This is a genomic window from Faecalibacterium sp. DFI.5.82 (assembly GCF_029076575.1).
Taxonomy (GTDB): Bacteria; Bacillota; Clostridia; order Oscillospirales; family Ruminococcaceae; genus Faecalibacterium; species Faecalibacterium duncaniae.
The window spans coordinates 21,859-41,083 of the sequence record NZ_JARFIS010000002.1; the positions used below are offsets into that span (position 1 = coordinate 21,859).

The 19,225-nt window shown below is 60.8% G+C and carries 19 protein-coding genes and 2 riboswitches; of the genes, 2 read left to right on the top strand and 17 right to left on the bottom strand.

Annotated features, from left to right (window positions below):
* Positions 1–73: 73 nt before the first annotated feature.
* The 4 genes from rplI to P0G09_RS03745 form a co-directional block, all read right to left on the bottom strand.
* Positions 74–529, bottom strand: a complete 456-nt coding sequence (gene rplI, locus P0G09_RS03730; RefSeq protein ID WP_097770524.1) for a 50S ribosomal protein L9 — start codon at positions 527–529, stop codon at positions 74–76.
* 252 nt (positions 530–781) lie between these two features.
* Positions 782–1,885 carry a UDP-galactopyranose mutase gene (glf, locus tag P0G09_RS03735; protein ID WP_275251969.1) on the bottom strand — a complete coding sequence of 368 codons (1,104 nt, stop codon included), beginning with the start codon at positions 1,883–1,885 and terminating at the stop codon, positions 782–784.
* Positions 1,882–3,891 (bottom strand): DHH family phosphoesterase, encoded by a 2,010-nt coding sequence (locus P0G09_RS03740; RefSeq protein WP_275251970.1) that lies wholly within the window; start codon positions 3,889–3,891, stop codon positions 1,882–1,884. Before P0G09_RS03740 ends, glf begins: the two co-directional genes overlap by 4 nt.
* A 49-nt stretch (positions 3,892–3,940) precedes the next feature.
* On the bottom strand, positions 3,941–5,743 hold the full coding sequence (locus tag P0G09_RS03745) for a ribonuclease J (RefSeq protein WP_098925128.1): 1,803 nt from the start codon (positions 5,741–5,743) through the stop codon (positions 3,941–3,943).
* A 403-nt stretch (positions 5,744–6,146) separates the two neighbouring features.
* Here P0G09_RS03745 and rnhA point away from each other — a divergent pair, with 403 nt between their 5' ends.
* Together rnhA and P0G09_RS03755 are read left to right on the top strand one after the other, a co-directional pair.
* Positions 6,147–6,611 carry a ribonuclease HI gene (rnhA, locus tag P0G09_RS03750; protein ID WP_035393761.1) on the top strand — a complete coding sequence of 155 codons (465 nt, stop codon included), beginning with the start codon at positions 6,147–6,149 and terminating at the stop codon, positions 6,609–6,611.
* Positions 6,608–7,120: a hypothetical protein gene (locus P0G09_RS03755; RefSeq protein ID WP_005931873.1), complete on the top strand. Its 513-nt coding sequence runs from the start codon at positions 6,608–6,610 to the stop codon at positions 7,118–7,120. The genes rnhA and P0G09_RS03755 overlap by 4 nt, the downstream gene beginning before the upstream one ends.
* Positions 7,121–7,230: 110 nt before the next feature.
* Here P0G09_RS03755 and P0G09_RS03760 read toward each other — a convergent pair whose 3' ends face one another.
* From P0G09_RS03760 to glp, 13 genes are all read right to left on the bottom strand, one after another.
* Positions 7,231–8,100: a CAP domain-containing protein gene (locus P0G09_RS03760; RefSeq protein WP_275251971.1), complete on the bottom strand. Its 870-nt coding sequence runs from the start codon at positions 8,098–8,100 to the stop codon at positions 7,231–7,233.
* A 132-nt stretch (positions 8,101–8,232) separates the two neighbouring features.
* Positions 8,233–8,308: riboswitch (cyclic di-GMP riboswitch) on the bottom strand.
* A 125-nt stretch (positions 8,309–8,433) separates the two neighbouring features.
* Positions 8,434–8,509, bottom strand: a riboswitch (cyclic di-GMP riboswitch).
* Positions 8,510–8,628: 119 nt separating this feature from the next.
* Positions 8,629–9,132: a flavodoxin family protein BilS gene (gene bilS, locus P0G09_RS03765; RefSeq protein WP_097770529.1), complete on the bottom strand. Its 504-nt coding sequence runs from the start codon at positions 9,130–9,132 to the stop codon at positions 8,629–8,631.
* 27 nt (positions 9,133–9,159) lie between these two features.
* Positions 9,160–10,287 (bottom strand): bilirubin reductase, encoded by a 1,128-nt coding sequence (gene bilR, locus P0G09_RS03770; RefSeq protein WP_275251972.1) that lies wholly within the window; start codon positions 10,285–10,287, stop codon positions 9,160–9,162.
* 1 nt (position 10,288) lies between these two features.
* Positions 10,289–10,705, bottom strand: a complete 417-nt coding sequence (bilQ, locus tag P0G09_RS03775; protein WP_099357313.1) for a bilirubin utilization transcriptional regulator BilQ — start codon at positions 10,703–10,705, stop codon at positions 10,289–10,291.
* A 131-nt stretch (positions 10,706–10,836) separates the two neighbouring features.
* Positions 10,837–11,883: an ATP-binding cassette domain-containing protein gene (locus P0G09_RS03780; RefSeq protein WP_275251973.1), complete on the bottom strand. Its 1,047-nt coding sequence runs from the start codon at positions 11,881–11,883 to the stop codon at positions 10,837–10,839.
* On the bottom strand, positions 11,880–12,554 hold the full coding sequence (gene modB / locus P0G09_RS03785; RefSeq protein ID WP_154277332.1) for a molybdate ABC transporter permease subunit: 675 nt from the start codon (positions 12,552–12,554) through the stop codon (positions 11,880–11,882). Before modB ends, P0G09_RS03780 begins: the two co-directional genes overlap by 4 nt.
* Positions 12,555–12,574: 20 nt before the next feature.
* On the bottom strand, positions 12,575–13,462 hold the full coding sequence (gene modA, locus P0G09_RS03790; protein ID WP_275251974.1) for a molybdate ABC transporter substrate-binding protein: 888 nt from the start codon (positions 13,460–13,462) through the stop codon (positions 12,575–12,577).
* A gap of 88 nt (positions 13,463–13,550) precedes the next feature.
* Positions 13,551–14,483 carry an MOSC domain-containing protein gene (locus P0G09_RS03795; RefSeq protein ID WP_097773733.1) on the bottom strand — a complete coding sequence of 311 codons (933 nt, stop codon included), beginning with the start codon at positions 14,481–14,483 and terminating at the stop codon, positions 13,551–13,553.
* A 4-nt stretch (positions 14,484–14,487) separates the two neighbouring features.
* Positions 14,488–15,468 (bottom strand): GTP 3',8-cyclase MoaA, encoded by a 981-nt coding sequence (gene moaA, locus P0G09_RS03800; protein WP_275251975.1) that lies wholly within the window; start codon positions 15,466–15,468, stop codon positions 14,488–14,490.
* Positions 15,461–15,958 carry a cyclic pyranopterin monophosphate synthase MoaC gene (gene moaC / locus P0G09_RS03805; RefSeq protein ID WP_275251976.1) on the bottom strand — a complete coding sequence of 166 codons (498 nt, stop codon included), beginning with the start codon at positions 15,956–15,958 and terminating at the stop codon, positions 15,461–15,463. Before moaC ends, moaA begins: the two co-directional genes overlap by 8 nt.
* A 71-nt stretch (positions 15,959–16,029) precedes the next feature.
* A complete protein-coding gene (locus tag P0G09_RS03810) occupies positions 16,030–17,049 on the bottom strand; it encodes a molybdopterin-binding protein (RefSeq protein WP_275251977.1) in 1,020 nt (339 codons plus the stop codon).
* 18 nt (positions 17,050–17,067) lie between these two features.
* Complete coding sequence (gene mobB, locus P0G09_RS03815; protein WP_005931907.1) at positions 17,068–17,586, bottom strand: molybdopterin-guanine dinucleotide biosynthesis protein B; 519 nt, start codon at positions 17,584–17,586, stop codon at positions 17,068–17,070.
* Positions 17,576–18,814: a gephyrin-like molybdotransferase Glp gene (glp, locus tag P0G09_RS03820; protein WP_275251978.1), complete on the bottom strand. Its 1,239-nt coding sequence runs from the start codon at positions 18,812–18,814 to the stop codon at positions 17,576–17,578. Before glp ends, mobB begins: the two co-directional genes overlap by 11 nt.
* Positions 18,815–19,225 lie beyond the last annotated feature (411 nt).

Below are 19,225 nucleotides of genomic sequence, written 5' to 3' on the forward strand. Positions count from 1 at the left end.
TCTCCATACTGGGCCAGCTTCCCAAAACGCCAAAAACGCCCCCTGAAGGCAGGGGGCGCAGATGGCGTTTCAATCAGGCCTGTTCTACTTCCACCATGATCTTGAAGGAAGCCACGACACCGACATGCAGGCGCACCTTTGCGTTGAACACACCGGCATCCTTGATGTCCTTGGTCTCCAGCTCGATCTTCTTTTTATCAATGGGAGAACCGGCCAGCTGGGCCAGAGCCTCGGCAACTTCCTTGCCGGTGACCTTGCCGTGCAGGCGGCCGGATGCGCCGCCCTTGGCCTTGATGGTCACGGTCTTGCCCTCGATCTTTGCAGCCACAGCCTGTGCGGCGGCCACAGTTTCAGCCTCGTGGAAATCCGCAGCGGCCTCCTTGCCGCGTGCGATATTCACCGCAGAAGCATCGGCCACAGCGGCCAGCTTGCGCGGGAACAGAAAGTTGCGGGCGTAGCCGTCGGAGACCTCATGGATCTCATCCTTCTTGCCAATGCCCTTTACGTCCTGCTTCAGAATCACTTTCATGGTGTTATCCCTCACTTCTCACCGGGGAACCGGTGGATTTCTATGGTTAGTATACAGCATTCAGACCGTTGCGTCAACAGAGGATGCCCTCTCAGTCACGGCTCCGCCGTGCCAGCTCCCCCAAAGGGGGAGCCAACGCATCTGCGGGGTCAGCAACAGCTGAAGGCTGGGCCGCCATTGCCTCTCCCTTCGGGAGAGGTGGCATCGCACAAGCGATGACGGAGAGGGCTTGCCGCTGCCGGAACGCTGGCTTTATGCCAGCTCTTTCTGCGCCGCATCCAATGCTGCTTCGATCACCTTATCCATATCATAATACTTGTACTCGCCCAACCGGCCGCCAAAAATGACCTTTGTCTCGGCATCGGCCAGCGCTTTGTATTTTGCGTAAAGCGCGCCATTCTTTTCATCGTTGACGGGGTAATAGGGCTCATCGCCCTGATGCCACTCGGTGCTGTACTCCCGGCTGATCACCGTTTTGGGCTGGGTGCCGAATGCAAAATGCTTGTGCTCGATGATCCGGGTATAGGGCGTTTCCGCATCGGTATAGTTCACCACCGCGTTGCCCTGATAGTTGTCGGTATCCAGCACCTCGGTCTCAAAGCGGACGCTGCGGTACTGCAGCGCGCCCAGACGGTAGCCGAAGTAGGCATCCACCGGGCCGGTATAGACCACCTTGTCGGCCAATGCGTTCAGGTTCTCCCGGTCGGCCAGATAATCCACATTCAGCCGCACCTCGATGCCCTCCAGCATCTTTTCCACCATGGCGGTATAGCCGCCATCGGGGATGCCCTGATACAGCGCGTTGAAATAGTTGTTGTCGTAGGTAAAGCGGACCGGCAGGCGTTTGATGATGAAAGCCGGCAGTTCGGTGCAGGGGCGGCCCCACTGCTTGCCGGTGTAGCCTTTGATGAGCTTTTCGTAAATGTCCGTACCCACCAGACTGATGGCCTGCTCCTCAAGATTTTTCGGGTCGGTGATGCCCGCTTCCCGCTTCTGCTCCTCGATCTTCGCCTTGGCCTCGGCGGGGGTCACCACGCCCCACATCTTATTGAAGGTGTTCATATTGAAGGGCAGATTGTAGATCTCGCCGTGATAGTTGGCAACGGGACTGTTGGTGTAGCGGTTGAACTCCGCAAACTGGTTCACATACTGCCACACTGCCTTGCTGCTGGTGTGGAAGATGTGGGCCCCATAGCGGTGGACCTGTATGCCCTCCACTTCCTCGGTGTAGATATTCCCGGCAATGTGGCCGCGCTTATCAATCACAAGGCATGTTTTGCCCGCCTTTTTTGCTTGCTGGGCAAACACCGCACCGTAAAGGCCTGCGCCTACGATGAGATAATCGTAATGGTTCATCCCTGCTTCTCCTTTTTTCTGGATTCAGGTTCATTTTTGGAGAGCGGCTTCTTCTGGCTCTCACGGTACTGGTCGATGGCGGTCTGGATGCGTGCCCGGGCTGCCTCGGGGGTAATATGCTTGAGCTGGGCCGCCGCCATGGTCTGGTGGCCGCCGCCGCCCAGACTTTCCATGATAACCTGAACATTGACCGCTCCCAGACTGCGGGCGGAAATATTCACGCCGCTCCCCACCTGCACGGCCACAAAGCTGGCCTCCACATTCTGGATGGTCAGCAGGTCATTGGCTGCCTGTGCAATGGCCACACGGGCCTCGGGGGGCACCTCGCCGCTCACCGAGATGGCACAGCTGCGGTACATCTGGGCAGCCTCCACAAGGTCTGCCTTGGCGTTGTACTCCACCATGGTCACATCAAAGAGCTGGCGCACCCGCTCCGTCTCCGCACCGTAACGGCGCAGAGCGGCGGCGGCTTCAAACGTGCGCACGCCGGTGTGCAGGGTGAAGTCCCGGGTATCCAGCATAATGCCCGAGAGCAGACCCTCTGCCTCCACCCGGCTGGGCTTGTCGTCCCGGTCGCCCACATACTGCAAAAGCTCCGTGACCAGCTCACTGGCCGAGGAGGAGTAGGGCTCGTGGCAGACAAGGTCTGCATGCTCGATGAAGCCCACGCCCTTGCGGTGGTGGTCGATGACAGCCACCTTGCCGCACCTTTCCAGGATCTCCTTACTTTCCACAAGGCCCAGCTGGTATGTATCCACCACCACACAGAGCGTTTTCTTGGAGATAATGGGCAAAGCCCCCTTGGGGTCGATAAAATCATCCGCCTGGCCGGCCCGGCACAGGGCATCGATCAGGCTGCCCGCCAGCGTGGCATCCCGCCTGACGGCGATCACCGCCGGGACATCGCAGATCTTGCAGATGCGCAGCACGCCCTCGGCAGCGCCGATGGCATCCAGATCGCTCATCCGGTGGCCCATGATGACCACATGGTCCGCCTCCTTGACGAGCCTGACCAGCTGGTCGGCCACGATGCGGCTGCGCACCTTGCTGCGCTTTTCCACGCCGTGGCTCACGCCGCCGTAAAAGGTGAAGCCGTCCGGGGTCATCTCAGCGGCCTGATCGCCGCCGCGGCCCTGCGCCATATCCAGCGCCTGCACGGCCATATCCTGGGCTTCCCGCAGGGTTTTGGCCCCGCGCCCGATGCCAATGGAGATGGACAGGTTCACACTGGGATCCAGAGCACGGATCTTATCCAGCACATCGTAGCCGCGCTGGGCATACTGCTCCAGATGGCGCTCTTCCACCACGGCGATATAGCGGCCGCTGGCAACACGGCGCAGAAAGCCTGTGCCCCGGCCGATCATATCCTCCAGCACCCGGTTGATGCCCTCCAGCAGGCGGGCGCGCTCACTGTCCAGCATATCGCTGAACACATCGTCGTAGCCGTCCACCAGGAACACCATGTACCCCGGGCGGCTGGCCTTGTACTCCGTTTCGATCCTGCGCAGGGCAGTCTCCTCATTGAACACAAGCAGCGTCATGCTCTCGCTGCCGCCCGGCACGGTACTGCTGTGCACATTCCACACACCATCGGCCAGATTGAGCTGCTGCCCCTCCGGGGTGCGGGCCTGTGCGGTGTCCAGGCCGGGCAGCAGCTTCTGTGCCCTGCCTGCAAGCCGGTCCTCGCCGCCCAGCAGCGCCGTGCGGAAGCGGCTGTTGTACCACAGCACCGTCTCGCCAGAAAGCAGAGCCGCCGGCTGAGAGAGGGATTCCAGGCTGTATTGGGTCCTGGAATTTTCAAAGCTGCCGCCAGCCACCCACTTGGCGGTCCAGCGCCGCAGCTGATACCGGAAAACGCAGATGCCGATGCCCCACAGCACCACCAGCACTGCCAGCGCAGGCCAGCCCGCGGGCCGCCGCACCAGAAGCGCCAGCGTCAGCAGTGCACACAGCACTGCCAGCGCGGCGATCAGCATTTCTAACGTCCATCTCGGTTTTTGTTTCATGGAATCTTCTGCCTCCTGGTCTGCCTGCCCCGGCGGGGCGGCTTCCGGCTTATACCTCCATCAGAATGGGGAGGATCATCGGGCTGCGTTTGGTGCGGCGGTAGATATAGCTGCTCAGCGCCTCACGCACCCGGGTCTTGACGCTGTTCCAGTCGCGCACATGCTCTTCCACGCAGCGATCCAGCGCGTTTTCCACAATGCTCTGGGCCCCGTCCATCAGGCTCTCGTTCTCGCGCACATAGACAAAGCCGCGGCTCACAAGGTCAGGCCCCGCCAGCACCTTGCCGGTCTTGCTGTCCACGGTGGCCACGATGATGACCAGACCGTCCTCAGAGAGATGCTTGCGGTCACGCAGGACCACGTTGCCTACATCACCCACGCCCAAGCCGTCCACCATCACGGCACCGGCGGTGACAGGCTCGCCCAGCTTGATCTCGTCCCGGCTCAGGATGACGTTGGAGCCGTTTTCGGCAATGAGGATGTTGCTGGTGGGAATGCCCAGAGACGCGGCGGTCAGAGCATGCTTTTTCAGCTGCTTGTACTCGCCGTGCACGGGCAGGAAATACTTGGGTCTGGTCAGGGTGAGCATCAGCTTCTGCTCCTCCTGGCAGGCGTGGCCGGAAACATGGACATCATACATGCTCTCGTAAATGACCTCCGCGCCCAGCAGGAGCAGACCGTTGACGATCTTGGTCACGCTCTTCTCGTTGCCGGGAATGGGGTTGGCGGAGATGATGATGAAGTCGCCGGGGCCCACCCGCACCTGACGGTGGCTGCAGGAGGCCATGCGGGAAAGGGCACTCAGGGGCTCGCCCTGGCTGCCGGTGGTGATCAGCACCACCTGCTCCGGCGGGTACTGGTTCAACTCATCCACACTGATAAGGGTACCCTCGGGGATGTGCATATAACCCAGCTCCTGCGCCATGGCAGTGTTATTGACCATGCTGCGGCCGCTGAACGCCACCTTGCGGCCATCCTCCACGGCCAGATCAATGATCTGCTGGACGCGGTAGATATTGGACGCAAAGGTCGCAATGATGATGCGCTTGTTCCGGGCACGGGCAAACAGGTTGCGGACACCGGCGGCCACCTTCTGCTCCGTGGCGGTAAAGCCCGGGCGCTCGGCGTTGGTGGAATCGCTCAGCAGAGCCAGCACACCCTTCTGACCATACTCCGAAAGGGTGGTCAGGTCGGTCACGCCGCAGGCCAGCGGGGTGTAATCGATCTTGAAGTCGCCGGTCTGGATGATCGTTCCGGCGGGGCTGTCAATGGCAAAGGCCACGGAATCGGGGATGGAGTGGTTGACATGGATGGGCTCCACGGTAAAGCAGCCCAGCTTGATCTTCTGCTTGGGGGTGATCTCCACAAACTTGGTCTTGCCTGCTAGGCCAAACTCCTCCAGCTTGTTCCGGATGAGGCCGCAGGTCAGCCGGGTGCCGTAGATGGGCAGATCAAACTTCTGCAGCAGGTAGGGAATGCTGCCGATGTGGTCTTCGTGGCCGTGGGTGATGAGCAGGCCCTTGATCTTGTCCTTATTCTGCACCACAAAGGTAAAGTCGGGGATGACCATGTCCACGCCGTACATCTCACTGTCCGGGAATACAAGGCCGCAGTCCACAATGATCATATCCCCGTTGCACTCATACACGGTCATGTTCTTGCCCACTTCGCCCAGACCGCCCAGCGGGTAGATGTGGATGGGCACAGCGGCCTCCTTGGGCTGCTGAGTACGGCGGGGCCGCCGGTTATAATAAGGGCGGCGGGTGCGGGTACGCTTTTCCCCGCCGGATTCACTGTTTCTGTTCGGATTGTTCTGAGCCTGAGCCGGGTTCTGTTCTTTGACCTGTGCCATGCGGTACCTCCAAAATCAATTACAAAACGCAGGCACACCCCTTTGCGAGCGGCCTGTCTGCTGTGAAGGAGCAGCAAACGCACCGCCGCTCCCATCGAAACCATCGTATAGAATTTTTCGCTTCCATGCCCGTTTTCGGCACTGGGATGGCCAGAACGGAGTAATTTCTGCCCTGTCAGTCCATCTGTTCGATGCGACCGCGGCACTGCCCCGTTCCGGCCGGACACACCGCATCGGTGCGCCCCTATACGCATTTTGTTACAAACAGTATAGTATTTCTTGTCCACTTTGTCAATTCAAAGCTTTGCCGGAAAAGCCGGGGATGATACGTTTTCCTCTTGACAGAACCGGAAAAATAGCTCTAAATAGAGGTATCCAAAAATTCAAGTTCCGGGAGAAACAGATGAAACAAGTCGAAGTTTACACCGATGGCGCGTGCAGCGGCAACCCCGGCCCGGGCGGCTGGGGTGCAGTGCTGCGCTACCGCTTCAACGGCAAGGTCTACGAAAAAGAGCTCAGCGGCGGCGATGCTTCCACCACCAACAACCGGATGGAGCTGACCGCCTTTATCGAGGCCCTGCGCCAGCTTAAGGAGCCCTGTGAGGTGCGGCTGTGCTCTGACAGCCAGTACGTCATCAACGGGCTGGAAAAGGGCTGGGCCAGGGGCTGGAAGCGCCGGGGCTGGAAAAAGTCCGACGGCTCCCCTGCCCTGAACCCCGACCTGTGGGAACAGGCATTGGAGCAGGAAGCCCGGCACAAGATCACTTATGTCTGGGTCAAGGGCCACGCAGGCCACCCGGAAAACGAACGCTGCGACCAGCTGGCCGTGGCACAAAGTCAGGCACACGGAGGGAGACAGGGACGATGAGCGATACATTTCTGCCCGGCAGCGGGTTCGACACCTATGAACAGCAGGACAAGGTGCTGGTGGGCCTGTGCGGCGGCACGGGCTGCAAAGCAGCTGTCCGCATTTTACAGCAGCAGGGCTTTGCGGTGATGGGCGCTGTGGTGCGTCTGTGCACCGATGATCCCGTTGTGGATGCCGCCAAGGAAGCCGCCAAGGCTCTGGGCATCGAGTGCATCACCCTGAATGCCAGCGAACTGGCCAGCCAGCTGGCTGAGGAGACCGCTGCCCCGGCCGACCTGCGCTTCCCCGCCCTGCTGGCGGCGGCTGACCGGCTGGGCATCCAGTACATTGCCACCGGCCACCGCGCCCGGGTAGAGACCGGTGCGGACGGCGTGCACGTCCTCTGCCCTGCCGAAATTGCGGACGAGAGTGCCCGGCTTGCCGCCCTGCCGCAGGAAACGCTGGGCCGGCTCATCCTGCCCTTGGGCGATTTCAGCCCCGAGGATGTGGCTGAGATGGCAGCAGAATAAAAAAACAAAAGAGATGCACCCCGCTCCCTGAACCTGAATCAGGAAGGCGGGGTGCATCTCTTTTTGCTCTGTTTTATTTCATCGTACAACGCTCAATGGAAGTCCTCCGCTTACTTTGCGAAGATCTGGATCCAGTTGTGGCCCCACTGAGAATTGGCATCGTAGTTGTAGCCAAGGCACATATACTTGGCGGCGGGGTCCATGATATTGACACGGTGGCCTTCCGAAGCCATCCAGTCTGCAACGACCTTTTCGGGCGTGGTCTCGCCCCAGGCGGCATTCTCGCCGGTGGCGGTATCAGACACACCGTACTCCTTCAGCACGGTGAAGCAGTTGGTGCCATCGGGGCGGGTGTGGGAAGCGACCTTTGCCACTTCCTTTGCGCGCTCATCGGCAGCGGCCTGCAGCTTGGCATCGCCCATGGCCAGAGGTGCCAGATTTTCCTTTGCACGCTCAGCGTTGACCAGCGCCAGCACTTCCTGTGCGAAACCGTTCTCACTGGTGCCGCGGGCGTAGGTGAAGATCATCACCCAGTAATTGCCGTACTCGCCGCCCTCGTAGTAGCCAATGCCAACGGAGGTGGCATCCTTGTCCAGCATCCGCTCCTTGAAGAAATCGTAGCGATTCCAGGCGGCGACCACATCCGAAGCATTCTCAGCAGCTGCCCAGTAGTTCTCTCCCACAGAAACATCGTCCACACCGTACTCCGGCAGGATGGTGAACTCGCGGCTGCCATTGGGGCGGTTGTAGGAGTAATTGACGGTAAGTTCTTTTGCACGGGCCTGTGCGGCAGCATTCAGTGCGCTGCTGCCCATGCTCAGAGGAGCCACACCAGCCTGTGCACGCTCTGCGTTGACGAGCTGCAGCAGCTCATCGGCCTTGGAAGCTGCGTGTGCGGGCATTGCCAGAACAAGCATCAGGCAGATGAATGCGGCGCAGCAGACCAGATTCTTCAGGACTTTCATCGAAGCGTTACGCATGGTGTTGAACCTCTTTTGTGTTGCCCCATGAAAAAAGGTGTCGATTGCTGGTATACTCGGCAATCGACACCTGATGCTTCAGATGAAGGTCACTCAACACCCAATCTCCGCTGTGGAGACCCTCAGGTGATGAGAAGCAACTGGCTGCCATTTTACAGGCCCTATAGCTTTGCGTCACAGCCTTTCGACTGCTTTGCCGAGGATATTCAGTTTTGCGTGCCTTTCTTCTTTTGGGAAGAAATTTGAGAACGAAAAAAGGTGTTGTTCTGCAATACACTCAGCAAAACAACACCTAGAAAATCTAAGCAGGTCGCCCAAAGAAAGATTTCCTTGAGAAGCAGCTGGCTGCCATTTTACAGGCCCTGTAGCTTTGCGTCACAGCCTTTCGACTGCTTTGCCGAGAATATTCAATTCACCTTGAGGAGCCGTTTCCATTTCCTCGACGCTATCCTACCACATCGGACAGAACCTGTCAACTGTTTTGGAGCAGCTTTCTCAAAAAATCTTCTTTTTTGAAGAGTTCTTCCGTTATGCCTGCACCTCTGCCGCCTTTTTGCGCAGCTGGTCGAGGTCTGCGGCATCCGGGTGAGCCAGTGCCTTATCAAAGTTCTCGATCAGCATCTCGAGGTTGGGTGCATGGTTGGGCTGCTGCAGCATCTTTTCGTACTGCTGGCGCACAGTCATGGGCATCTTGCCCTGGCACATATAGGTTCCAATGACCGTGTTGCTCTCATCCAGCGATTTCTGCACCGCCGCCAGGATCTGCTCGAAATATTCCGCACTGCCGCCAAAGCCTGCGGTGCCGAACAAAAAGACCCGCTTCCCCTTCAGGGTCTGCAAAAAGGCGGTGAGGGTGTCATCGGCATGGCCCTTGTCCGTCCAGAAGCCGATGTAAAGGGTCTCAGCCTCCAGTGCTTCCGGAGCCGGTGCTCCGAAGTAGGTGCACTCATTCTGGGGCAAGCTTGCGCGAAGGGTGTCGGCCAGCAGGCGGGTGTTGCCGGTCTTGCTGCTGAAAACGATGGCGTAGCTCATGGTCATTCTCCTTTATTATGTTTGATATCAGATGCTGCCCTGTTCTTTTGCGTTCAGGGCATCATAGACACAGCGGGTGCCCTGATGGGCAATCAGGCCGCCCAGGCACTTTTTGTTGCAGCGGACACAGCGGTGGATCTTTGCCGCATTGCCGCTCTGCAGTTTGTTGACCCAGTTGGGGTCAGCCAGCAGCTGGCGGCACATTGCCGCGCACTGGATGCGGCCGCTGGCAAGCTGCTGCTCCACAAAATCGGGGTCGTTCAGGCCGCCCACACCGCAGAGCGGCACACTGGTATACCGGCGCACCTCATCGCAGAACTTGAGGAAGCAGCCGGTCTCCTTGAACTCGGGGTGGCTGGCCGGCGGGATGGTGTTTTCCAGCGCAGAGTGGTTGGCCAGTGTCACATGGAAGCTGGTCACGCCTGCCTGCACCAGCAGGGGCACGAACACGGCCAGTTCCTCCTCCACCACACCGGCGTTGCCGTAATGGGGGTTCTCCTGCCGGACAGCCAGCTTGTAGTCAATGGCCATGCCGGGCACAGCGGCGTGCACTGCCTTGACAGCTTCCACGGCAAAGCGGGCGCGGCGCTCGGCACTGCCGCCGTATTCATCGGTGCGGTGGTTGAAGATGGCGGAAGAGAAGCTGCCACACATCCGGTCGCCGTGCACCTGCACCATGTCAAAGCCCGCCTGCTTTGCCAGCACAGCGGCCTTGCCAAAGCCCGCGATGATCTGATGGATCTTTTTCTGGGACATCTTGGTGATGTAGGGGCCCACGGCATCGTTCATCCGCTCCCGCAGCTGGTCGGGGGTGATCTTTTTCATCAGCATCCCCGGGATGCACTTGATGATGGACATCATGTCGGTATCGGTCTGGTGGAGCTGGGCGCAGACCTTGCAGTCGTATTTGTGGGCAGTCTCGCAGATCTGCTGATAGAAAGCAAAGCCCTTTTTGTCAAACAGGGACTTCTCAAACCGGCTCTTGGCCACCGGCACGTCGCCGATGATGATCATGGCGCAGCCGCCCTTGGCCAGCCGCTCCATCTCTGCCAGATATTCCTCGTCCGAAAGGCCGAAGGTGGTGGGGGCAAAGATGATGCGGTTCTTCAGCTGCAATCCACCGTAATCAATGGGGCTCAGGATGGTGTCGTACATGTTACACACTCTCTTTCCTCGTCCGTGCTGCCTTTTGCAGCAGGCTCAGGAGCTGGTGCTGTTCCTCTTCGGTCAGCCCGCTCAAATTTTGCGCATCCCAATCGAAAAATACCTGGTGGCAGGTCCGGAATGCTCTCTCACCCGCCGGGGTCAGCCCCAAATGATAACTGCGGCCCTGCTTTTCCCGGGTCATAAAGCCATCTTCCACCAGCTTGATCACGCTGCGCTGGCAGTGGCCCCAGTCCAGGTGCAGTTTTTTGGTCATCTCAGCCGGGGTGCAGCCGGGATGTTTGCCCACGTAGATCACAAAATACATCATGCCAAAGCTCAGGCCGAACTCCTGCAGCTGCTGGGTGGTGTAGGCTGCGAACTGCTTGTAAAACTCCATCACGTAGAAGGATATGGTCGATTGGATCACTCTTTGCATCTCCTTTACTTGACAAGGTCTAGTATAATCACATTACTTGATAAAGTCAAGTACTTTTTTCAAAAAAATTCTCCCTGCTCCGTATTTCTGTTTCGGGAGCAGGGAGAAAACGATTTTTTGCCTCAGACCAGCGGCATGATATTTTCCGGGGCGGCAGCAAGGCAGGCGGGTGCTTTTGGCGGCGGGGCCGCCAATGTCTCCTTGGACACCTTCCACCACAGGCGGGCCTCACCGCCGGGCAGGGTGAAGATCATATTCCAGTCAAAGGGATTCTCACTGGTGGAGACAGCCTGCACCGGCAGGCTGTTGGGGGTGCCGGGAGCGCAGGGCGCAAAATCATGGGCGCGGATGCCCACGGCACGGCAGCCCTCGGGCACCGGCAGAGCCACGGTCAGCGGCTGTTCCCAGCCCGCCAGATGAACGGTATGCTCCCCCACCCGGGTGCAGGGCAGAATGTTCTTGCAGCCGGTCAGGCGGGCGGCGGCACGGGTGCGGGGGTCGGCAAAGACCTCCTTGGTCGTGCCTGCCCGGAGCACCTCGCCGCTGTCCATCACGATCATCTCCCTGCACAGGCGGTAGGCCTCGTCCCGGTTGTGGGTCACCAGCAGGGCCGTGCCCGCAAACCCGGCCAGCAGGCTGCCCACTTCCCCCTCTACCTCCTCACGCAGATAGCTGTCCAGCGCACTGAACGGCTCGTCCAGCATCAGGATGCGGGGTTTGGCCGCCAGGATGCGGGCCAGGGCGGCACGCTGCTGCTGCCCGCCCGAAAGCGCACCGGGTAGGCGCTTGGCCAGTTCTTCCAGCCGCATGGCCCGCAATGCCTCGGCACAGGCGGCCCTGCGGGCGGCAGGGTCCTTTTCCTTTTTCAGTGCGCTGAGGATATTCTGTTCCACGGTCATGTTGGGGAACAGGGCGTAGTTCTGGAACAGCAGACCCACATTGCGCTGCTGGGGCGGCAGGTCGATGCCCTGAGCGCTGTCGAACAGCACCCGGCCATCCAGCACAATGCGTCCCTCGTCCGGCCGGACGATGCCTGCAATGCAGCGCAGGGTCATGCTTTTGCCGCAGCCAGACGCGCCCAGAAGGGCGGTGGCGGTATCCCCCGCCGTGAACGCAGCGTGAAGGGTAAAGCCATCAAACCGCTTGGTCACATTTACTTCCAGGCTCATGCGCGCTTTCCTCCCTGCTTCTGCCTGCGTTCCAGCAGGTTGACTGCCAGCAGCACCACCGCCGAGATAACGATATCCACCAGCACCCACTGCATGGCCCCGGCTTCATCGTTGGTGCGCCAGAGCTGGTAGACCGTGGTTGCAATGGTGGCCGTTTTGCCCGGCGTGTAGCCTGCGATCATGCTGGTGGCACCATATTCGCCCAGCGCACGGGCAAAGGCCAGCACCGTACCGGCCAGAATGCCCTGACGGCAGCAGGGCATCCGCACCCGCCAGAAGATCCAGGTGTTGGAAAGTCCCAGCGTCTGTGCCGACCAGGCCAGCGTTTCGTCAAAACTCTCAAAGGCACCGCGGGCCGTGCGGTACATCAGCGGAAAGGCCACCACGATGGAAGCAAAGATGGCGCTGTACCAGTTCATCACCAGCTTCACGCCGAAATGTTCCATGAAAAAGATGCCCAGCGGTCTTTTTGCGCCGAACAGCAGCAGCAGGAAATATCCCACGACCGTGGGCGGCAGCACCATGGGCAGGGTGAGCACCACATCCAGCACGCCCTTGAGCACGCGCGGGAGCTTTGCAATGTAGTAGGCCGCAAAGATGCCTAAAAAGAACACTGCCGCGCAGCTGATCAGCGCAATGCGCAGGCTGTTCCATAAGGGATACCAGTCCATACCATCCCCCCAGCGGATGCTTACAGTGCGGTGAAGCCGACGCTCTCGAACACGGATGCAGCCTTGTCGGTGCGCAGGTAAGCCAGGAACTCCTTGGCAGCCTCGGTATGGAGGGCGTTCTTCATCACAGCGGCGGGGTAGATGACCTGACCGCACATTTCCTTGGTAGCCTCGTCCACGGGGGTCAGACCGGCGCTGTACGCATCGGTGCAGTAAACGACACCGGCATCCACGCTGGCCTCGCTGACCTGGGTGGTGACTTCCTTGACGTTGGAACCATAGGTGATGACACCGGCAGCAGCCAGAGCTGCCTCATCCAGATCGTAGTAAGCCAGGATCTTCTGGGTGTACTGACCCACGGGCACATCACTGTTGCCCATGCAGAACAGGATATCCTCTGCCTTCAGGTGCTCAGCCAGGCTGTCGAAGCTGTCAATCCCCTTGTTGCTGCCCTCAGGCACACAGAGCACGACCTTGTTCTCCAGCAGATCCACACGGCTTTCGGCATCCACAAAGTCCAGGCCCTCGGTGTTCACCTCAGCGGAAGCGGTGCTGTCCAGCTGGTTCATCTGCTTCTGACCGGCGGAGATGAACAGATCGCAGTCCGCGCCCTCCTGGATCTGGGTCTTGAGGGTTCCGGAAGAGTCAAAGTTGAAGCTGAAGGTCACGCCGGGGTTCTCTGCGGAGTAGGTCTCGGCAATGGCGTTCAGGGTCTCGGTCAAGGAGGCGGCAGCAAAAACGATCAGCTCCACGCTCTCGCCGGAGGCAGCCTCAGAGGAGGCGGCAGCGGAGGATGCGGTGGAAGATGCAGTGCTGCTGGAGGAGCCGCCGCAGGCGGTCAGAACAGCAGATGCGGATGCGATGCCGGCAGCACACAGGAAGCTGCGGCGGGAGATCATAGTTTTCATAGTCTTGCTCCTTACAGTGGGTATGCTTTTGTTGTACTTTTATTTTTACGCCCGGCACCAAAAGCAGCGTCGCGGCGGTGAAACAGGCTTATTTGCGGGCGCACTCGCCGTCCAGCCCGGCGGCAATGCGCACCCCGTGCTCCAGGCTGGGCAGGATGTACTCCAGATTCTCTTTCACGGCCTTGGGGCTGCCGGGCAGGTTGACGATGAGGGTCTTGCCCCGCAGCACGCTGGCGGCACGGCTGAGCATCCCGCGCGGGGTGATGCTCAGGCTGTGATAACGCATGGCCTCAGCAATGCCGGGGGCGTTGCGGTCCGCTACGGCATAGGTGGCTTCCGGGGTGATATCCCGGGGGGCAAAGCCGGTGCCGCCGGTGGTCAGGATCAGGTTGACCTGACGGCCATCGGCCAGCCGGATGAGCTGTGCTTTCAGGGCCTTTGCCTCATCGGGCAGGATCATGGTCTCCTCCACCTGATAGCCTGCAGCGGTGAGCATCTCCACGATCAGGGGGCCGCTCTTGTCCTCACGCTCACCCCGGCTGCCCTTGTCGGAAAGGGTGATGACGGCAGCGCGCAGGGGCGGGTTTTCCGGCGGGGGCAGCAGGGTCACCTCGTCCCCCACGTGGATCTCGCCGCCCTGCAGCACCCGGGCAAACACGCCCTCCCGGGGCATGATGCACTCACCGGTCTTCTGCTTGATGACGCAGTCGTTGTGGCACTCTTTGCCGATCTGGGTCATTTCCAGCACCACGTCCCCGATGGCAAAACGGCTGGTCACGGGCAGATTGCGGAAATCGTAGCCCTCCACCACCAGATTCTCGCCAAAGGCACCGTAGTCCACCCAGATCTTCTTGCGGAAGTTCTCGATCTTTTCGGCACTCAGCAGGCTGACCTGACGGTGCCAGTTCCCGCCGTGGGCATCGGTCTCAATGCCCCATTCCGGGGTCAGGCGTGCGCTTTCCACTTCGGTCTTGACCGTGCCCCGCTGGGGGCTGGTGCAGATCGCCAGAAGTTTTCCCATAGATTTATCCTCCAATTCGGTACATACCCCGGGTCGCGGGGATGTCCTGTTTCAATTCAAAATGATGTTCCTGGGGCTTTTCCCAGATGGTGGTACGGATGGCAGTCAGCAGCTCTTCGTCAGACGCGCCACTGCGCAGCAGGGCTTTCAGGTCACATCCGGCCTCACTGGCAAGGCAGGGGCGCAGAAAGCCCTGACTGGTCAGCCGCACCCGGTTGCAGGAGGCGCAGAACTTGCCGTGGACAGCGGCAATGAAGCCGATGTCCCCTTTCCAGCCCGGCACGGTGTAATAGACCGCCGGGCCATCGCCCAGCGCGGCACATGCTGCCCCGGGCAGCGGAGCCAGCTCCGGCCAGCGCCTGCGGAAGCGGGCCAGCAGCTCCGGGCCGGAGATACAGGGCATGGCCGCCCCGTAGCCGATGGGCATCATCTCGATGAACCGCACCTGCAGGGGCTTGTCCTGTGCCAGAGCGGCCAGCGCTTCCAGCTCGCCCTCGTTTATGCCCACCTGGGGCACGCAGTTCAGCTTGACCGGAATGCCGCTTTCCAGCGCGGCATGGATGCCTGCCTGCACGGCGGCAAATTCATCCCGGGCCGTGATCTTTGCAAACAGGGCGGGGTCCAGCGTATCCAGACTGATGTTCACGCTGTCCAGCCCGGCCTCCAGCAGGGCGGGCAGCTGCTGTTCCAACAGGACGGCATTGGTGGTCATGGTGACCTTCCGGATGCCGGGGATGGCTTTCAGCCCTTTGACCAGCTGCTCCACGCCCTTGCGCACCAGCGGTTCGCCGCCGGTGACCCGCACGGTATCCACCCCGCACCGGGCAAACAGAGCGGCAAGGCGCAGGAATTCTTCGTAGGTCAGGATATCCTCCCGTTCCAGCTTGTCCACGCCGTCCGGCATACAGTAGCGGCAGCGCAGGTTGCACAGGTCGGTCACGGAAAGGCGGAGATAATGGATATTGCGGCCCTTGGAATCAAACATAGCCGCCCTCCGCCCGGATATAATGTCCGCTCTTGCCGCCGGTCTTTTCCACCAGATGGATCTCGCCCAGCTCCATGCCCTTATCCACAGCCTTGCACATGTCATAGATGGTGAGCAGGGCGGTGGAAACGCCGGTCAGGGCCTCCATCTCCACGCCGGTCACGCCGCTGGTCTTGACCGTGCAGCGTGCTTCCACGGCCCGGCGCTCGGGCAGCAGGTCAAACTCGATCTGCACCTTGGTCAGCGGCAGCGGGTGGCACAGGGGGATCAGCTCGCTGGTGCGCTTGGTGGCCATGATGCCGGCTACCCGGGCCACGCCCAGCACATCGCCTTTTTTCACGGTACCGCTTTCCACAGCGGCAAAGGCATCCGCATTCATGGTAATGATGCCGTGGACCGTGGCCTCCCGGGCCGTGACTGGCTTTTCGCTCACGTCCACCATCACGGCGTTTCCGGCGGCATCAAAATGTGTCAGATTATTTTCACTCATATTTTTTCACCTTAGTTGAGCTCCCCCTTCGGGGGAGCTGGCAAAGCCGAAAGGCTTTGACTGAGAGGGTTTCAGCAGTGTCCGAAGCCGCAGTTGGGCCAGTGGCACTCGGCGCAGCCCAGGCAGAGGCCGCCCTCGCCCAGACGGGCGATATCCTCGGCGGTGATGGGGTCATCGGCCAGCAGGCGGGGCAGCAGCAGGTCAAAAATGGTGCGCTTGGCGTACATCACACAGCCGGGCAGACCGCAGACCGGCACATCGTCCAGATAGCTGACCAGGAACATGGCACCGGGCAGCACGGGCGCACCGTAGGTAATAATTTCAGCCCCGGTGTTCCTGATGGCCAGCGGGGTGCGGTCATCCGGGTCCACGCTCATGCCGCCGGTGGTAAAGATCAGCTCACAGCCTGCGGCCTTTGCTTCCAGAATAGCGGCCGTGATGCCCGCCGGGTCATCGTCGCAGACCTTGTGGAAGGCCATCTCACAGCCATACACCGCCAGCTTTTGCTCGAGGATGGGAGTAAACTTGTCCTCAATACGGCCCTTGAACACCTCGCTGCCAGTGGTGATAACGGCAAACTTCTTCTGGTGGAAGGGCAGCACGTTCAGGATGGGCTTCGGCCCGGCAGCAGCCTGCATGGCCTCCATCTTCTCCTGCTCAATGACCAGCGGGATGATGCGGGTACCAGCCAGCTTGGCTCCCTTTTTCACAGGCAGGTCGCCGTGGATCGTGGCGATCATCATCTGGGGGGTGCTGTTCACCGCCAACAGGGCCCTGCGGTCGATCTTGAGCAGACCGTCGCAGTCGGCGATCAGTTCGATCTTGCCCTCCCGGGGCTCGGTGCCGTGGATATTCTGACCGGCAGCGGCCTTGTAGAGCAGGGCGGCAGCTTCGTCCTCGTGGAGGATGCCGGGCTTTTTCTCCCAGACATAGAGGTTTTCCTTGCCGATGCTCAGCAGCACCGGAATATCCTCTGGCTGAATGATGTGGCCCTTTTTGAAGCGGGCCCCCTTGAATTCACCCGGGATGATCTGGGTGATATCGTGGCAGAGCACCTGCCCTGCCGCGTCTTCGGTACGGATCAGTTTCATGGTTTCTTCCTCCCCCTGTTACAATGCAGGCATCTGTGCAGCGATCCAGTCGGCCAGCGCTGCGGGCTCGTCCAGCGCAAAATCCGCGCCCGGAACATCCCCCACGATGGCCAGCGGCTCAAAGGAGACAGGCTCCTCCGAGACAGCCTTGCGCACCACCTCGATCTTGGGCCAGCCGCTCTCCTTGAAGCCCTCCATCAGCACCAGATCATAGCCGTGGCGCTCAAACAGGGCCAGCAGATCCTGCTCGTTCAGGCGGAATTCCTCCGTCAGCAGGTAGCGGCTGCCCGAAAAGACCGCCACGCCCTCGGCCCCGGCTTCCCGCAGGCGGAAGCTGTCGGTGCCCGGCACGTCGGGGGTGAAATCGTGGCCGTCATGCTTGATGACACCCACCTTCAGGCCCCGTGCCCGCAGCAGGGGGATGAGTTTTTCCAACAAAGTCGTTTTGCCGCTGTTGTGCGCACCGCTCACGGCCAGCACAGCCGGGCGCTTCAGGCTCAGCTCGGCAGCAAGCGCCTGTTTCTTTTCACTGTACAAAGTTCAGCACCTCCACTTCTTCGCCCGGAGCCACCGGGCCGCTGCCCGCAGGCAGCTCCACCAGGCAGTTGCAGCCCATCATGGCCGACAGACTGCCCGAGGAATGCGCCTCCGCGTTGCCCTCGCCGGGGATCTCCACCAGGCCGCCCAGCGCTCTGGCCCGCAGAAAGCGGGTTCCCTTGCTGGGCTTGGAAAAGCCGGTGGTCAGCCTTCCCCGGGTATGCACCGGGATGCAGTCCTCTTCCCGCCGCCCTGCGGCCCGCAGCAGGGCCGGAACGGCATACTGCTCCAGCGTGGCAGCAGCGGCAAAGGGATTGCCGGACAGGCAGAACACCAGCTTTTCTCCCACCTGTGCAGCGATCATGGGGCTGCCGGGCTTCTGGGCCACCCCGGCAAAAACAGGCTCCGCGTGCAGCATTTCCAGCACTGTGGGCAGGTAATCCTTCTGCCCCACCGAAACACCGCCGCTGGTGATCACCGCATCACACCGGGTGAGCAGTTCTTTCATCCGGGCGGCGATCTCTTCCGGGTCATCCGAGCAGTGGGTGCGCTCCACGGCAAAGCCCAGCTGCCGCAGGCGGGCGGCATTCTGGATCCCGTTGGCATCGTAGATCTTGCCGGGAGCCCAGGCCTCACCCGCTTCCAGCAGCTCACTGCCGGTAGCAAGCACGCCCACGGTCAGGGGGCGAAAAACCTCGGCATCCGGGATGCCCTGACCGGCCAGCACACCGATGTGCGCCGGGGTCAGCACAGTTCCGGCAGCGGCAATGGGGGCACCGGCGGCGATGTCCTCACCCCGGAACACCACATTGGCGTTGGGCTGGAGCCGGGCGTAAATGCGCACCTGCTCCTCCCCGCCGTCGGTCAGCTCCTGCATCAGAACGCAGTCCGCGCCCGGGGGCAGGGGTGCACCGGTCATAATGCGGGCAGCACACCCGGCAGGCAGGGCAACGGCGGGGGCATCCCCGGCGTAGAGCTTCATCACCACCGGCAGGGTGACAGGGGTCTTCTCCCCCGCCCCGGCCGTGTCGGCACTGTGAAGGGCATAGCCATCCAGAGGGCTCCGGTCAAAAGGGGGCTGATCCATCCGGGCACACAGGTCCCGGGCTGCGATCCGCCCACAGGCATCATCCAGCGGCACCCGCTCCGTGGCAGGCACCGGGAGAGCCGCAGCAGCATCCAGCACCCGGCGCAGGGCCTGGGCTGGCGTGCAAAAAGGCTGTTTCATTGCAAAAATCCTCCATCGCTCCCCGGGGCACAGTTTGCCCGCTATGGCCCGGACAAACTCCCGGGGAGATCTCTTTTCGATCGGCAGGTGAAAAAAAGCGGAGACGTTCTGACCGAAAATCAAAACGCCCCCGCAAAAAACCGAACATGGCCCGGAGCGGCAGCCTGCAGGCCGCCACGCCGAGGGAGCCGCTTCCTTTTCCGCTGTTGCAGCAACGGGAAGGAGGCAACGCTCCGGAACGGTGGATGGGAGGAGTTCTTTTTTTCAAATTGCAGCGTTTCTTCTGCGGGAAGGCGACCGGGTTTCCCCTGCCACCCTTGAATGCCGGCGTTGGCCCTTAGCATTGCGGCGCGGTGTCCTGCCCCCTGCGGGGTTTAGACAGCCTTGCTCAAAGAAGCTCTTGTACCCTAT

Coding starts and splice junctions, on each gene's coding strand:
- P0G09_RS03760 (WP_275251971.1), bottom strand. CDS start 8,100: ATGCGTAACGCTTCGATGAAAGTCCTGAAGAATCTGGTCTGCTGCGCC.
- P0G09_RS03755 (WP_005931873.1), top strand. CDS start 6,608: ATGAGCGATACATTTCTGCCCGGCAGCGGGTTCGACACCTATGAACAG.
- moaC (WP_275251976.1), bottom strand. CDS start 15,958: ATGAGTGAAAATAATCTGACACATTTTGATGCCGCCGGAAACGCCGTG.
- glf (WP_275251969.1), bottom strand. CDS start 1,885: ATGAACCATTACGATTATCTCATCGTAGGCGCAGGCCTTTACGGTGCG.
- modA (WP_275251974.1), bottom strand. CDS start 13,462: ATGAAAACTATGATCTCCCGCCGCAGCTTCCTGTGTGCTGCCGGCATC.
- bilS (WP_097770529.1), bottom strand. CDS start 9,132: ATGAGCTACGCCATCGTTTTCAGCAGCAAGACCGGCAACACCCGCCTG.
- P0G09_RS03795 (WP_097773733.1), bottom strand. CDS start 14,483: ATGGGAAAACTTCTGGCGATCTGCACCAGCCCCCAGCGGGGCACGGTC.
- P0G09_RS03740 (WP_275251970.1), bottom strand. CDS start 3,891: ATGAAACAAAAACCGAGATGGACGTTAGAAATGCTGATCGCCGCGCTG.
- P0G09_RS03810 (WP_275251977.1), bottom strand. CDS start 17,049: ATGAAACTGATCCGTACCGAAGACGCGGCAGGGCAGGTGCTCTGCCAC.
- rnhA (WP_035393761.1), top strand. CDS start 6,147: ATGAAACAAGTCGAAGTTTACACCGATGGCGCGTGCAGCGGCAACCCC.
- moaA (WP_275251975.1), bottom strand. CDS start 15,468: ATGTTTGATTCCAAGGGCCGCAATATCCATTATCTCCGCCTTTCCGTG.
- P0G09_RS03745 (WP_098925128.1), bottom strand. CDS start 5,743: ATGGCACAGGTCAAAGAACAGAACCCGGCTCAGGCTCAGAACAATCCG.
- modB (WP_154277332.1), bottom strand. CDS start 12,554: ATGGACTGGTATCCCTTATGGAACAGCCTGCGCATTGCGCTGATCAGC.
- rplI (WP_097770524.1), bottom strand. CDS start 529: ATGAAAGTGATTCTGAAGCAGGACGTAAAGGGCATTGGCAAGAAGGAT.
- glp (WP_275251978.1), bottom strand. CDS start 18,814: ATGAAACAGCCTTTTTGCACGCCAGCCCAGGCCCTGCGCCGGGTGCTG.
- P0G09_RS03780 (WP_275251973.1), bottom strand. CDS start 11,883: ATGAGCCTGGAAGTAAATGTGACCAAGCGGTTTGATGGCTTTACCCTT.
- bilR (WP_275251972.1), bottom strand. CDS start 10,287: ATGTACGACACCATCCTGAGCCCCATTGATTACGGTGGATTGCAGCTG.